The sequence below is a fragment of the Pseudomonas sp. Sample_23 genome (assembly GCF_004307595.1).
Classification (GTDB): Bacteria; Pseudomonadota; Gammaproteobacteria; order Pseudomonadales; family Pseudomonadaceae; genus Aquipseudomonas; species Aquipseudomonas atacamensis.
Genome location: NZ_RCNX01000047.1, coordinates 69,300 through 81,806 on the forward strand (window position 1 = coordinate 69,300; position 12,507 = coordinate 81,806).

At 59.4% G+C, this 12,507-nt stretch carries 12 protein-coding genes; 7 read left to right on the plus strand and 5 right to left on the minus strand.

Going from position 1 to position 12,507, the window contains the following annotated elements; translation table 11 throughout:
- Window positions 1-12: 12 nt before the first annotated feature.
- On the minus strand, window positions 13-1,248 hold the full coding sequence (locus D8U82_RS12230) for an MFS transporter (RefSeq protein WP_130902273.1): 1,236 nt from the start codon (window positions 1,246-1,248) through the stop codon (window positions 13-15).
- A gap of 470 nt (window positions 1,249-1,718) precedes the next feature.
- Here D8U82_RS12230 and D8U82_RS12235 point away from each other — a divergent pair, with 470 nt between their 5' ends.
- The 3 genes from D8U82_RS12235 (at window position 1,719) to D8U82_RS12245 (ending at window position 4,427) form a co-directional block, all read left to right on the plus strand.
- The gene (locus tag D8U82_RS12235; protein ID WP_125925961.1) at window positions 1,719-3,164 is read left to right on the plus strand and encodes a cytochrome ubiquinol oxidase subunit I; all 1,446 of its coding nucleotides are present in this window, start codon (window positions 1,719-1,721) and stop codon (window positions 3,162-3,164) included.
- A gap of 3 nt (window positions 3,165-3,167) precedes the next feature.
- A complete protein-coding gene (cydB, locus tag D8U82_RS12240) occupies window positions 3,168-4,175 on the plus strand; it encodes a cytochrome d ubiquinol oxidase subunit II (protein ID WP_016773089.1) in 1,008 nt (335 codons plus the stop codon).
- Window positions 4,176-4,259: 84 nt separating this feature from the next.
- Window positions 4,260-4,427 (plus strand): DUF2474 domain-containing protein, encoded by a 168-nt coding sequence (locus D8U82_RS12245; protein ID WP_130902274.1) that lies wholly within the window; start codon window positions 4,260-4,262, stop codon window positions 4,425-4,427.
- A 72-nt stretch (window positions 4,428-4,499) separates the two neighbouring features.
- Here the strand turns inward: D8U82_RS12245 and D8U82_RS12250 are convergent, their stop codons facing one another.
- Both D8U82_RS12250 and D8U82_RS12260 read right to left on the minus strand, forming a co-directional pair.
- Entirely contained in the window at window positions 4,500-5,624 is a 1,125-nt protein-coding gene (locus tag D8U82_RS12250; RefSeq protein WP_130902275.1) for a class I SAM-dependent methyltransferase, read from the minus strand.
- A gap of 174 nt (window positions 5,625-5,798) precedes the next feature.
- Window positions 5,799-6,509, minus strand: a complete 711-nt coding sequence (locus tag D8U82_RS12260; RefSeq protein WP_177434131.1) for an autoinducer binding domain-containing protein — start codon at window positions 6,507-6,509, stop codon at window positions 5,799-5,801.
- A gap of 311 nt (window positions 6,510-6,820) precedes the next feature.
- Here D8U82_RS12260 and D8U82_RS12265 point away from each other — a divergent pair, with 311 nt between their 5' ends.
- The gene (locus D8U82_RS12265; protein WP_125925963.1) at window positions 6,821-7,597 is read left to right on the plus strand and encodes a ferredoxin--NADP reductase; all 777 of its coding nucleotides are present in this window, start codon (window positions 6,821-6,823) and stop codon (window positions 7,595-7,597) included.
- Between the two features lie 45 nt (window positions 7,598-7,642).
- On the opposite strand, the gene mscL is transcribed toward D8U82_RS12265, so the two are convergent.
- Window positions 7,643-8,056, minus strand: coding sequence for a large-conductance mechanosensitive channel protein MscL (mscL, locus tag D8U82_RS12270; protein WP_024014404.1), 414 nt, complete (start codon window positions 8,054-8,056; stop codon window positions 7,643-7,645).
- 285 nt (window positions 8,057-8,341) lie between these two features.
- Here mscL and D8U82_RS12275 point away from each other — a divergent pair, with 285 nt between their 5' ends.
- Genes D8U82_RS12275 through radA form a run of 3 tightly spaced genes read left to right on the plus strand, consistent with a single transcriptional unit; the run spans window position 8,342 to window position 11,901 of the window.
- Window positions 8,342-9,883: a catalase gene (locus D8U82_RS12275; protein WP_130902276.1), complete on the plus strand. Its 1,542-nt coding sequence runs from the start codon at window positions 8,342-8,344 to the stop codon at window positions 9,881-9,883.
- A 57-nt stretch (window positions 9,884-9,940) separates the two neighbouring features.
- Window positions 9,941-10,486, plus strand: a complete 546-nt coding sequence (locus D8U82_RS12280; RefSeq protein WP_130902277.1) for an ankyrin repeat domain-containing protein — start codon at window positions 9,941-9,943, stop codon at window positions 10,484-10,486.
- Window positions 10,487-10,533: 47 nt separating this feature from the next.
- Window positions 10,534-11,901 carry a DNA repair protein RadA gene (gene radA / locus D8U82_RS12285; RefSeq protein ID WP_024014403.1) on the plus strand — a complete coding sequence of 456 codons (1,368 nt, stop codon included), beginning with the start codon at window positions 10,534-10,536 and terminating at the stop codon, window positions 11,899-11,901.
- A gap of 183 nt (window positions 11,902-12,084) precedes the next feature.
- Here the strand turns inward: radA and D8U82_RS12290 are convergent, their stop codons facing one another.
- Entirely contained in the window at window positions 12,085-12,453 is a 369-nt protein-coding gene (locus D8U82_RS12290) for a PilZ domain-containing protein (RefSeq protein ID WP_039761738.1), read from the minus strand.
- Window positions 12,454-12,507: the final 54 nt, after the last annotated feature.

The following is a 12,507-nucleotide window of genomic DNA, read 5'->3' on the forward strand; positions in this document are numbered from 1 at the left end:
TTTCCAAAAAACTCAGACCTTCTCTTCCACCGGCACATGCATCCGGTCCCGATTCGCCAACGTCGGAAACAGTTTGATCCACGTCCCCGTCACCACCAGGGTGCCGATCCCGCCCATGACCACCGCCGGCACGGTGCCGAACCAGTGGGCAGTGAGGCCGGATTCGAATTCGCCCAACTGGTTCGAAGCGCCGATGAACAGCCCGTTGACCGCGCTGACCCGGCCGCGCATTTCGTCAGGAGTTTCCAGCTGTACGAACGAGGCACGGATGACCATGCTGATCATGTCCGCTGCGCCGAGCACCACCAGCACCGCCAGCGAGAACCAGAACGAGGTCGACAGACCGAAAGCGATGGTCGCGACGCCAAAGATGCCGACGGCGGTGAACATCACTCGGCCCACGTTGCGTTCGACGGCATATCGCGCGAGAAACAGCGACATCAGCAGGGCACCCACCGCTGGTGCCGAACGCAGCAAGCCCAGACCCCACGGGCCGGTCAGCAGAATGTCCTTGGCGAACACCGGCAGCAACGCCGTGGCGCCGCCGAGCAACACGGCGAACAGGTCCAGCGAGATCGCGCCGAGGATGTCCGGGCGGCTGCGGATAAAGCGAATCCCCGCCAGCAGCGAGTCCAGCGTGGCTTTGCCTTTATTCAATGGCGTCTGGCGTGCCGGCAGGTTGAGCATGAGCGAACAGGCGATCACGTACAGCAGCACGGTCGGGCCGTAGACCCAGACGCTGCCGAATGCATAGAGCAAACCGCCGAGGGCCGGGGCGATGATAGTGGCCGACTGCTGCGCCGATTGCGCGGCGGCAACTGCGCGGGGGAAAAGCGCACTGGGGACGATGCTGGGCAGCAGCGCCTGAGTCGTCGGCATCTCGAACGAACGGGCGGCGCCTAGGAGAAAGGCGAGGATGAAAATCATCTCGCGGGTGACGTGATCGGTGGCGCTGCCGATGGCCAGCGCCAAGGCAATCAACGCCTGCAACGACTGGCAAAGCGCGGCGACCTTGCGCCGATCGTAGCGATCAGCGACATGCCCGGTGTGCAGCATGAACAGCACCCGTGGGGCGAATTCGACCAGCCCGACCAGGCCCAGATCCAGCACGTTGCCGGTCAATTGATACAGGTTCCAGCCAATTGCCACGGTGAGCATCTGGAACCCGCTGGCGGTGAAAATCCGCGCCAGCCAGAAAGCCATGAACGGACGATGGTGACGTAACAGCAGGGGCTCTTGTGTGGGCATCTGAAGGCAGGTCTTGGACGAGTGAACGGCGAGATTATCACCAGTCTGTAACAGGAAGTTGCTACGAGAAACAATTCAGTTAGCCAGACATCGATCTTTCATGCTGACAATCAGCCCTGTGGTGAGGGGATTTATCCCCGTTGGGTCGCGCAGCGGCCCCAAAATCTCGAAACGACGACTGCTGCGCAGCCGGACGGGGATAAATCCCCTCGCCACAGGGGAGTGAGGCAACTTGTCACGCGGCAAACCACCACGCAGTTCATTGGCAAAAATGGGACTACTCTTTCAACGTTGCTTGATCCAGATCAAGACCCCGACCGGAACTGATCTGGCGGCCATTTGGCCAGACTCCCTGCGTTGCGATGGTTGCAAAAAAAGAACGAATCCGAATTCGCCGCACTCCATATCCGTGGGGGCAGTGGTGCAGGCCTCCGGGCCAGCTACCCGTATTACCTGACAGAGGAAGCCATATGTTCGGTTTAGAGGCTCTCGATCTCGCCCGAATTCAGTTCGCGTTCACCATCTCGTTCCACATTCTGTTCCCGGCCATCACCATTGGCCTGGCGAGTTACCTGGCGGTGCTCGAAGGCTTGTGGCTGAAGACCCGCAACGACACCTACCGCGATCTCTACCATTTCTGGTCGAAGATTTTTGCCGTCAACTTCGGCATGGGCGTGGTTTCCGGGCTGGTCATGGCTTATCAGTTCGGCACCAACTGGAGTCGTTTTTCCGACTTCGCCGGTGCCGTCACCGGGCCGTTGCTGACCTATGAAGTGCTCACCGCGTTCTTCCTTGAGGCCGGTTTCCTTGGCGTCATGCTGTTCGGCTGGAACAAGGTCGGGCGCGGCCTGCACTTCTTCTCGACGGTGATGGTAGCGGTCGGCACGCTGATTTCGACCTTCTGGATTCTCGCCTCCAACAGTTGGATGCAGACCCCGCAAGGCTTTGAAATCGTCAACGGTCAGGTGATCCCCACCGACTGGCTGGCAATCATCTTCAACCCGTCATTCCCTTATCGGCTGATGCACATGGCCACGGCCGCGTTCGTCGCGACGGCGTTCTTCGTCGGCTCGTCGGCGGCCTGGCACCTGCTGCGCGGCAGGGACAACCCGGCGATCCGCACCATGCTGTCGATGGCGATGTGGATGGCGTTGATCGTCGCGCCGATCCAGGCTGTGATCGGCGACTTCCACGGCCTCAATACGCTCAAGCACCAGCCGGCAAAAATCGCGGCGATCGAAGGCCACTGGGAAAACCATGGCGACGAAGCGACGCCGCTGATCCTGTTCGGCTGGCCGGACATGAAAGAGGAACGCACCAAGTTCGCCGTAGAGATTCCATACCTCGGCAGCCTGATTCTGACCCACTCGCTGGATAAACAAGTACCGGCGCTGAAGGAATTTCCACCGGAAGACCGGCCGAATTCGACCATCGTGTTCTGGTCGTTCCGGATCATGGTCGGCCTCGGTTTCCTGATGATCTTCACCGGTCTGTGGAGTCTGTGGCTGCGCAAGCGTGACTCGCTGTATACCTCGCGGCCGTTCCTGCATCTGGCCTTGTGGATGGGGCCGTCCGGTCTGATCGCGATTCTCGCTGGCTGGTTCACCACGGAAATCGGCCGTCAGCCATGGGTGGTCTACGGCCTGATGCGCACTGCCGATGCTTCGTCCAACCACAGCTTCATGCAGATGAGCATCACCCTGATCATGTTCGTCGTGGTCTATTTCGCCCTGTTCGGCGCCGGTCTCGGCTACATGATGCGCCTGGTGCGCAAAGGGCCGAAGATCAGCGAAGGCAGCGAAACACCGGACGGTGGTCCAGGCAAGAAACGCACCCCGGCACGTCCGTTGTCCGCAGCCGACGATCCGGCCGAGGGCGAGCACGAAGACAACACTCGCTTGACCAAGGAGATTTGACTCATGGGTATCGATCTTCCGCTGATCTGGGCCGTGATCATCATCTTCGGCATCATGATGTACGTGGTCATGGACGGCTTCGACCTGGGCATTGGCATTCTCTTCCCGTTCGTACCCGGCAAGACCGATCGCGACGTGATGATGAACACCGTCGCCCCGGTCTGGGACGGCAACGAAACCTGGCTGGTACTGGGTGGCGCGGCGTTGTTCGGCGCCTTCCCGCTGGCCTATTCGGTGGTGTTGTCGGCGCTGTACCTGCCGCTGATCTTCATGCTCATGGGCTTGATTTTCCGTGGCGTGGCTTTCGAATTCCGCTTCAAGGCCAAGGATGAAAAACGTCACCTGTGGGACAAGGCATTCATCGGTGGTTCGATCGCGGCGACGTTCTTTCAGGGCGTGGCGCTGGGAGCGTTCATCGATGGTCTGCCGGTGGTCAATCGCCAGTTCGCCGGCGGTTCACTGGACTGGCTGACGCCGTTCACGCTGTTCTGCGGCGCGGCGCTGGTGGTGGCCTATGCCTTGCTCGGCTGCACCTGGCTGATCATGAAAACCGAAGGCAAATTGCAGGAACAAATGCATGATCTGGCGCGGCCGCTGGCGTTCGTCCTGCTGGCAGTGATCGGTATCGTCAGCCTGTGGACACCCCTGTCGCATCCGGAAATCGCCTCGCGCTGGTTCAGCATGCCGAATCTGTTCTGGTTCATGCCGGTGCCGATTCTGGTGCTGGTCACCTTGTACGGCCTGATCCGCGCGGTGGCACGTAACGCCAACTACACGCCGTTCCTGCTGACCCTGGTGCTGATCTTCCTCGGCTACAGCGGCTTGGGCATCAGCCTGTGGCCGAACATCGTGCCGCCGTCGATATCGATCTGGGACGCCGCCGCGCCACCGCAAAGTCAGGGCTTCATGCTGGTCGGCACGTTGTTCATCATTCCGTTCATCCTGGGGTATACCTTCTGGAGCTACTACGTGTTCCGCGGCAAGGTCACCCACGAAGACGGTTACCACTAATCCCATGCTGGGCTTGCCCTGTGGGAGCGAGCCTGCTCGCGAAGGCGTCCGCAGTGACGCCTTGGCTTAACGGAGATCGATGCAATGACCGGCAAACATTCCCTGCACGACATTGAAGAAGGCGAAAAAAAGCCGCTGTGGCAGCGGCTCGGCTGGTTGGCCCTGATCTGGGTTGGCAGTGTCGGCGTGTTGTTCATCGCCGCCAGCCTGATGCGCATGTTCATGAATGCCGCAGGTTTGACCACCCACTGAAACATCCCGTCCCGGCGCCTTCGGGTATGGATTTGCAACCCTCCTCACGGAGGGTTTTTTTACGCCGCAGTTTTATTTGCGCGCCTTGAGGATGACGAATTTCGGCGTCGCCGCCACTTGCTCGACACCACGAAACAGGCGCGCCAGTTTGCTGTGATAGCCCAGATGCCGGTTGCCGACTATGTACAGCGCACCACCAACCACCAGTGCCTCGCGCGCCTGCTGGAACATGCGCCAGGCGAGGAAATCGCCAACCACCTGCTGCTGATGGAACGGCGGGTTGCACAGCACCACGTCCAGCGACTGCGGCGCCTGCCCGGCCAGACCATCGCCAGCGCGCACGGTGACTTCGCGATCGGCCAATGCCGCGCGCCAGTTCTCGGCAGCCGATTGCACCGCCATGAACGATTCGTCGACCAGCGTGTAATGCGCATCCGGGTTCTGCAAGGCGCTGGCGATTGCCAGAACACCGTTGCCGCAACCGAGGTCGGCGACCCGCGCGTGGCCAAGGTTTTTCGGCAGATGCGGCAGAAACGCGCGAGTGCCGATGTCGAGGCCTTCGCGGCAGAACACGTTAGCGTGGTTGAGCAATTCGATCGCTGGTTCGTCGAGGCGATAGCGAGTGGGATAGGGCGATGTGGCGGGCGCTTTGCTTTCAGGTGTGGCGATCAGCAATCGCGCCTTTTTCACTGCCAGCGACGCCTGTACCGGTCCAATGTAGCGCTCCAGCAGATCGCCGGCAGCACGCGGCAGATGCTTGACCATGGCGGCGGCGATCACTTGCGCGCCGGGAGCGAGTTGTCCTTGCAGGCGGATCAACTGCTCTTCCAATAGCGCCAGCGTCTTGGGAACGCGGATCAGCACCCGGTCAAACGGCCCGACCAAGGGCTCACTGGCCGGAATCGGACGAATCGCATCGAACGCCTCACCATTGCGCAGCAGATTCTTTTCCAGCCCGACGAAACCCAGGAACGAGTCGCCGCTGCTGCTTACCTCGACCTTGTCCAACAGACTGATCGCCAAGGCGCCAAAGCTGTCATTGAGCACCAGCACGCGGGTGCTGCTCGCAGGTTGTTCGCTGGCGAGATGATTGAGCAGGTATTCGTCCGCCGCATCGAAGGCTTGCAGTGGTTCATTCTGCTGTTCAGGCTGGCGGATCAGGTCGAGCTGGGCGAAAGGCGTTTCGAGCAAGGGCATGGGGCGGGGACTCAGGATATTCGGCAGATATCCCGTTGCCGGCAGATGGTGCGACGGGATCCGACCGAGTGGACTGCGATGCAAGCAGGTTGCGTCATCACTCGGAAAGGCCTGAATGGTACGTTTTTTTGCGCCTGAATACTCGCAGGATTACCGCGCGATAACGCTCAGCTGTCAGATGATGCCGGCACGAGCGGCGGCAATCACTGCGGAAATCTTGTTGCAGACGTTGAATTTTTCGATGACGTTTTGCACATGATAGTTAACGGTGCGTTCGCTCAGGCTGAGTATTCTCGAAATATCGTGAGCGGTCTTGCCCATGGCGGACAATTTCATGATCTCCAGCTCCCGGGACGATAGCCTCGGCTTGCTGGGCTTGGCCGGTGTGGGAACGGTGCGGGCATACAGGTCACTGAAGTGTCGGTTGGCAAAAAACAGATAACCGTAATGCTCATACAGTTCGAGCGGGCTGATCGGGCAGTGGGTGCGCGCCAGGCTGATGATGCTGCACAAACCACTGGTTTCGTCATGAAAGGCCTGCGACCAGCCATGCTGTAGTCCATTCTGTTTCAACGCCTGCCACAATTCTGGCGCATCGGTGAATACTCTTTCTTCCCAGACGATCGGCAATACCGAATGATTGCAATGCGCTATTACCGGATCAATATTCCGGTAGTTCTCTTTGTTGTACTGGATGTTCCATTCTTTCGGATAGTTATTGATTTGCAAGGCATTCAAATGGACATCGCGATGGGGGGAGGTGACCGCTATCGCACAATAGTTAAAGCCCAGATTCTCGGCAAATCTCAGCAGTATCGGGTATGCCGCCTCAATGCCTTTGGCAAATGTCAGTTGTTTCAATTGTGATTCCTTCCACGTTTCCATGAACTCTGCCTCCATCCTGATATAGGGGCGCCAAATGGATCCAAAAAATCCGGCACGAATCGAAGTGTAGGATCTTTCCTGCGAAACGCCTTACATTTTTTCGAGATTGAAACTTTGATGTTTTTTATAAAGTGTTCTTAGCAATACAGGCTGTTATATTTTAACTGGCATCTTAAAGTTATTGCTCTAGATCCAGCATTGCCAGCGAATCGAATGTTTAGCGCTGATCCCGTCAATACCATTACCAATCACGAGTGTTTGGCAGCGCGATTTTGCGGGACACTGTGGGCAATCGTTTCAAGGAGTGCCTCATGACTGCCAGTGCCGAGAAGTACACCACCCAGACCTTGCTCGATGTGCAACCGTTGACGCCGAACCTGTTCACGCTGCGCACCAGCCGTGATCCCGGCTTTCGCTTCCGTGCCGGCCAGTTCGCCCGGCTGGGCGTCACCAAGGCCGATGGCAGCACGGTCTGGCGCGCCTATTCGATGGTGTCGTCGCCGTTCGATGAGTTTCTCGAGTTCTTTTCCATCGTCGTGCCGGGCGGCGAATTCACCAGTGAGCTGAGCCGGCTACAGGTCGGCGACAGCTTGATGGTCGAGCGCCAGGCGTTCGGCTATTTGACACTGGATCGTTTTGTCGACGGCCGTGACCTGTGGTTATTGTCGACCGGCACCGGGGTGGCGCCGTTTCTGTCGATCCTGCAGGACTTCGAGGTCTGGGAGAAATTCGAGCGAATCATTCTGGTTTACAGCGTGCGGGAGGCGCGGGAACTGGCTTATCAGGAGTTGATCGCCGGGTTGACGCAACGTGACTATCTGAGTGAATACGCCCACAAGCTGCAATTCATCCCCACTGTCACCCGCCAAGCCCACCCAGGCGCGTTGCAGGGCCGGATTACCACATTGATCGAAAACGGCGAACTGGAGCGAGCGGCAGGGGTTAAGCTCTCGCCAGAGCATTCGCGTGTGATGTTGTGCGGCAACCCGCAGATGATCGACGACACCCGCGCCTTGCTCAAACAGCGCGACATGCGCCTGAGCCTGACCCGCAAGCCTGGGCAGGTTGCGGTGGAGAATTACTGGTAACGAAAACGGCACCCGCGGGTGCCGTTTTGATGTGTAGCGAATGCCTCAGGGCCGCTCGTTCTGCGCCTTGAGCAGGTCGCGGATTTCGCCCAGCAGTTGCTCTTCCTTGCTCGGGATCGGCGGCGCGGTCGGGGCTACGGCTTCTTCGCGCTTGAGGCGGTTGATGGCTTTGACGCCCATGAAGATCGCAAACGCGACAATCACGAAATCCAGCACCGTCTGCAGGAATTTGCCGTAAGCCAGCACCACGGCGGGCGCATCGCCCTGGGCGGCTTTGAGCGTGACAGCCAGATCACTGAAGTCCACCCCACCGATCAACAGGCCAATCGGCGGCATGATCACGTCGCCGACAAACGACGAAACGATCTTGCCGAACGCCGCGCCGATGATGATACCGACGGCCATGTCGACCACATTGCCTTTGACCGCGAAGGCCTTGAACTCGCTAAGCACGCCCATAGTTATTTCCTTGTTACAGATGAGTTTGGTGTAGGCAGTGTAAATCAGCGAAACGCCTCCTGCGCGAAACACCTTCTTACAATGCCCGTTTTTATCGACACATCAATTGACGATTAGTTTGCAAAATGCCAGCAATCGCGCGCGGAATACGCGCTAACCCGCTGACGGGAAAGCCAATTTCTTCAATCATGGCGTTACGTTCTTTCTATTTATGTTCCTCGGCACGGGCCTCTAGCCTTGCTGTGGCGCACCTGGATGCGCCCAATAAAACCAGAGGAACCTGATATGACTTCCGCTCTTGGACTGGGGGCTTTTCCCCATCGCCGCACCCTCGGCGTTCTCACCGCCAGCCTGCTGACCTTCTCGGTCAACGCCGCTCCGCTGACCCGCGATAACGGCGCTGCTGTCGGTGACAATCAGAACTCGCAAACCGCCGGCGCCAACGGCCCGGTGCTGCTGCAGGATGTGCAACTGATCCAGAAACTGCAGCGCTTCGACCGTGAGCGTATTCCCGAGCGCGTGGTACATGCACGCGGCACCGGCGCTCATGGCACCTTCACCGTGACCGATGACCTCAGCGACCTGAGCAAGGCCAAGGTGTTCGCCGCAGGCCAGAGCACGCCGGTATTCGTGCGTTTCTCGGCGGTGGTGCATGGCAACCATTCCCCGGAAACCCTGCGTGACCCGCGTGGTTTCGCCACCAAGTTCTACACCGCTGACGGTAATTGGGATCTGGTCGGCAACAATTTCCCGACCTTCTTCATCCGCGATGCGATCAAATTCCCGGACATGGTCCACGCCTTCAAGCCCGATCCACGCACCAACCTCGATGACGATTCGCGCCGGTTCGATTTCTTTTCCCACGTGCCGGAAGCAACCCGCACACTGACCGAGTTGTATTCCAACTACGGCACTCCGGCCAGTTATCGGGAAATGGATGGCAATGGTGTTCATGCCTATAAGCTGATCAATGCCAGGAATGAAGTTCACTACGTTAAGTTTCACTGGAAGAGTCTGCAAGGCATCAAGAACCTTACGCCAAAACAAGTTAGCGAAGTTCAAGGTCAGGATTACAGTCATATGACCAATGACTTGGTGAGTAATATCAACAAGGGCAACTTTCCAAAGTGGGACTTGTACGTGCAAGTTCTCAAGCCGCAGGATTTGTCCAAGTTTGATTTCGATCCACTGGATGCAACCAAGATCTGGCCGGGTATTGCCGAGCGCAAAGTTGGACAAATGGTCTTGAACCGTAATCCGGCCAATGTCTTCCAGGAAACTGAACAAGTTGCCATGGCACCGGCCAACGTAGTTCCGGGTATCGAGCCTTCGGAAGATCGTTTGTTGCAGGGCCGAGTGTTCTCTTACGCCGATACGCAGATGTATCGCCTCGGCGCCAACGCTTTGCAATTGCCGATCAACGCACCGAAAACCGTAGTGAACAATGGCAATCAGGATGGCGCGATGAATTTTGGCGCCAGCCAGTCCGGCGTCAACTACCAGCCAAGCCGCCTGCAACCGCGTGAAGAAACGCCAGCGGCGCGTTACAGCCAGTCGGCGCTGGCGGGCAGTACGCAACAGGCGAAGATCCAGCGTGAGCAGAACTTCAAGCAGGCCGGTGATCTGTATCGCTCGTACAGCAAGCAGGAACGCCGCGACCTGATCGACAGCTTCGGCGGCTCGCTGGCCACCACCGATGACGAGAGCAAGCACATCATCCTGTCCTTCCTGTACAAGGCTGACCCCGAGTACGGCAGCGGTGTGACCGAAGTGGCCAAGGGCGACCTCAGCCGTGTGAAAGCACTGGCGGCCAAACTGACCGACTGATAGCGATGCGGCGCACGCGAGGGCTGTCCCGCCTCGCGTGCGCTCAAGGAGAGCCCGATGCGTATTTTTCTTTTGTGCCTGGCCGGGTGCCTGTCGTTCAGCGCGTGGGCTGCACCGGTCGAGCAAAGCCCCGAGGCAATCAAGGCGCAGTTGCAGGATTACTACTTTGACGCCGCACGGCGTGGCGACGTGCCGATGCTCGAGACCTTTATCGAGTCCGGCTATTCCCTCGACACCCGCGACGGCAAGGGGTACACCGCGCTGATTCTGGCCGCCTATCACGGTCAGGCGCCAGCGGTTGAACGCCTGCTCGCCGCTGGCGCAGATGCCTGTGCTCAGGACCAACGCGGTAACACGGCGCTGATGGGCGCGATTTTCAAAGGCGAGTTGCAGATCGCCCGGCGCCTGATGGCCACCGATTGCAGCCCCGACCAACGTAATGGCGCCGGGCAGACCGCGGCGATGTACGCCGGGCTGTTCAAGCGTCTGGAATTGCTTGATGCGTTGAAAGCCAAGGGCGCCGACCTCAACGCTGAGGATCCGCTGGGTAACAGTGCCGCGCGTCTGGCCAGCGGCGAAATCCGTACCGCTGCGCCGCGCTGATCAGCGATGGCTGCGTTATCATCGCGTCTTTTGCTCCGGGGGTTCTGATGGCCAAGGCCAAGCGCATGTACGGCTGCACCGAGTGCGGCGCAACCTTTCCCAAGTGGGCCGGGCAGTGCGGTGAGTGCGGTGCCTGGAACACCCTGACCGAAACCATGATCGAAAGCGGCGGCGCCACGGCACCCACCGGGCGCACCGGTTGGGCCGGCCAGCAGGCGCAGATCAAGACGCTCGCCGAAGTCAGCATCGAAGAGATTCCACGTTTTTCCACCGCGTCCGGTGAGCTCGACCGCGTGCTCGGCGGCGGGCTGGTCGATGGCTCGGTGGTGCTGATCGGCGGTGATCCGGGGATCGGCAAGTCGACAATCCTGCTCCAGACCCTGTGCAATCTGGCCAAGAGCATGCCAGCGCTGTACGTCACCGGCGAAGAATCCCAGCAGCAAGTGGCGATGCGCGCTCGCCGTCTCGGCCTGCCGCAGGATCAACTGCGGGTGATGACCGAAACCTGCATCGAAACCATCATTGCCACTGCCCGCCAGGAAAAGCCCAAGGTGATGGTGATCGACTCGATCCAGACCATCTTCACCGAACAACTGCAATCGGCCCCGGGCGGCGTGTCGCAGGTGCGCGAGAGTGCGGCGCTGCTGGTGCGTTATGCCAAACAGAGCGGCACGGCGATCTTCCTCGTCGGCCACGTCACTAAAGAAGGTGCGCTGGCCGGGCCGCGTGTTCTGGAACACATGGTCGACACGGTGCTGTATTTCGAAGGCGAATCCGATGGTCGACTGCGTCTGCTGCGGGCGGTGAAAAACCGTTTCGGCGCGGTCAACGAGTTGGGCGTATTCGGCATGACCGACAAGGGCCTGAAAGAAGTCTCCAACCCATCGGCGATTTTTCTTACCCGCGCTCAGGAAGAAGTCCCGGGCAGTGTGGTCATGGCGACGTGGGAAGGCACCCGACCGATGCTGGTCGAAGTGCAGGCGCTGGTCGATGACAGCCATCTGGCCAACCCGCGTCGGGTGACGTTGGGGCTGGATCAGAACCGATTGGCGATGTTGCTCGCGGTGTTGCACCGTCATGGTGGAATCCCGACCCACGATCAGGACGTGTTCCTCAACGTGGTAGGCGGCGTGAAGGTGCTGGAGACGGCGTCGGATCTGGCGTTGATGGCGGCGGTGATGTCGAGTTTGCGCAACCGGCCGCTGCCCCATGATCTGCTGGTGTTCGGTGAGGTGGGCTTGTCCGGCGAGGTACGCCCGGTGCCGAGCGGGCAGGAGCGGTTGAAGGAAGCGGCCAAGCACGGCTTCAAACGCGCGATCGTGCCCAAGGGTAACGCACCGAAGGAATCGCCTCCCGGCTTGCAGATCATCGCCGTGAGCCGCCTTGAACAAGCACTTGACGCACTGTTTGAGTGAACGCCGAACCTCTGTGGTGAGGGGGGGTATCCCCGTTGGGCTGCGCAGCAGACCCGCTTTTCAGGGCCGCTGCGCGCCCCAACGGGGATAAATCCCCTCGCCACATAAATCCTCTCACCCCATAAATCCTCTCACCCTATAGATCCCCTCACCACAGGGCATTCCAAATCGGGATTGGGGGGCCTAGATTTCGATCAGGGCACCCAGTTCGCGTTCCAGCTCGGCCTCATCCGCCAGATTCAGTTCGATCAAGCGGCGCAGGCGCTGGATCGATTCCAGGCTGATGTGCCGGCAGATGAACCCCAAGTGGCCGTTTTCCTCATGGGCCAGATGCACGTCCATCTCGATATCGACGTCTTCGCTCAGATGAATGTCGACGAAGAAGTCCTGGTCTTTATCCCCGAGCCACGGCTCCGGTCGCTCGATCAGCAGGCCCTTGAGCGACAGGTCGATCAACTTGACCGGCCAGATGTACTCGCCCTGTTTCAGCTCGGTTCGGGCATCGAACGCAATACGTTTGAAACGACGTCGATTGGCGGGGTGCTCGCTCATGGCGCAATCCTCATGAAGGTTCGCTGACTATAGACCGCGAATGCGGGCGCCAGC

What these genes read in the sequence shown, in the direction of transcription:
- D8U82_RS12230 (WP_130902273.1), bottom strand. Translation starts at nt 1,248, where the DNA reads ATGCCCACACAAGAGCCCCTGCTGTTACGTCACCATCGTCCGTTCATG.
- D8U82_RS12235 (WP_125925961.1), top strand. Translation starts at nt 1,719, where the DNA reads ATGTTCGGTTTAGAGGCTCTCGATCTCGCCCGAATTCAGTTCGCGTTC.
- cydB (WP_016773089.1), top strand. Translation starts at nt 3,168, where the DNA reads ATGGGTATCGATCTTCCGCTGATCTGGGCCGTGATCATCATCTTCGGC.
- D8U82_RS12245 (WP_130902274.1), top strand. Translation starts at nt 4,260, where the DNA reads ATGACCGGCAAACATTCCCTGCACGACATTGAAGAAGGCGAAAAAAAG.
- D8U82_RS12250 (WP_130902275.1), bottom strand. Translation starts at nt 5,624, where the DNA reads ATGCCCTTGCTCGAAACGCCTTTCGCCCAGCTCGACCTGATCCGCCAG.
- D8U82_RS12260 (WP_177434131.1), bottom strand. Translation starts at nt 6,509, where the DNA reads ATGGAAACGTGGAAGGAATCACAATTGAAACAACTGACATTTGCCAAA.
- D8U82_RS12265 (WP_125925963.1), top strand. Translation starts at nt 6,821, where the DNA reads ATGACTGCCAGTGCCGAGAAGTACACCACCCAGACCTTGCTCGATGTG.
- mscL (WP_024014404.1), bottom strand. Translation starts at nt 8,056, where the DNA reads ATGGGCGTGCTTAGCGAGTTCAAGGCCTTCGCGGTCAAAGGCAATGTG.
- D8U82_RS12275 (WP_130902276.1), top strand. Translation starts at nt 8,342, where the DNA reads ATGACTTCCGCTCTTGGACTGGGGGCTTTTCCCCATCGCCGCACCCTC.
- D8U82_RS12280 (WP_130902277.1), top strand. Translation starts at nt 9,941, where the DNA reads ATGCGTATTTTTCTTTTGTGCCTGGCCGGGTGCCTGTCGTTCAGCGCG.
- radA (WP_024014403.1), top strand. Translation starts at nt 10,534, where the DNA reads ATGGCCAAGGCCAAGCGCATGTACGGCTGCACCGAGTGCGGCGCAACC.
- D8U82_RS12290 (WP_039761738.1), bottom strand. Translation starts at nt 12,453, where the DNA reads ATGAGCGAGCACCCCGCCAATCGACGTCGTTTCAAACGTATTGCGTTC.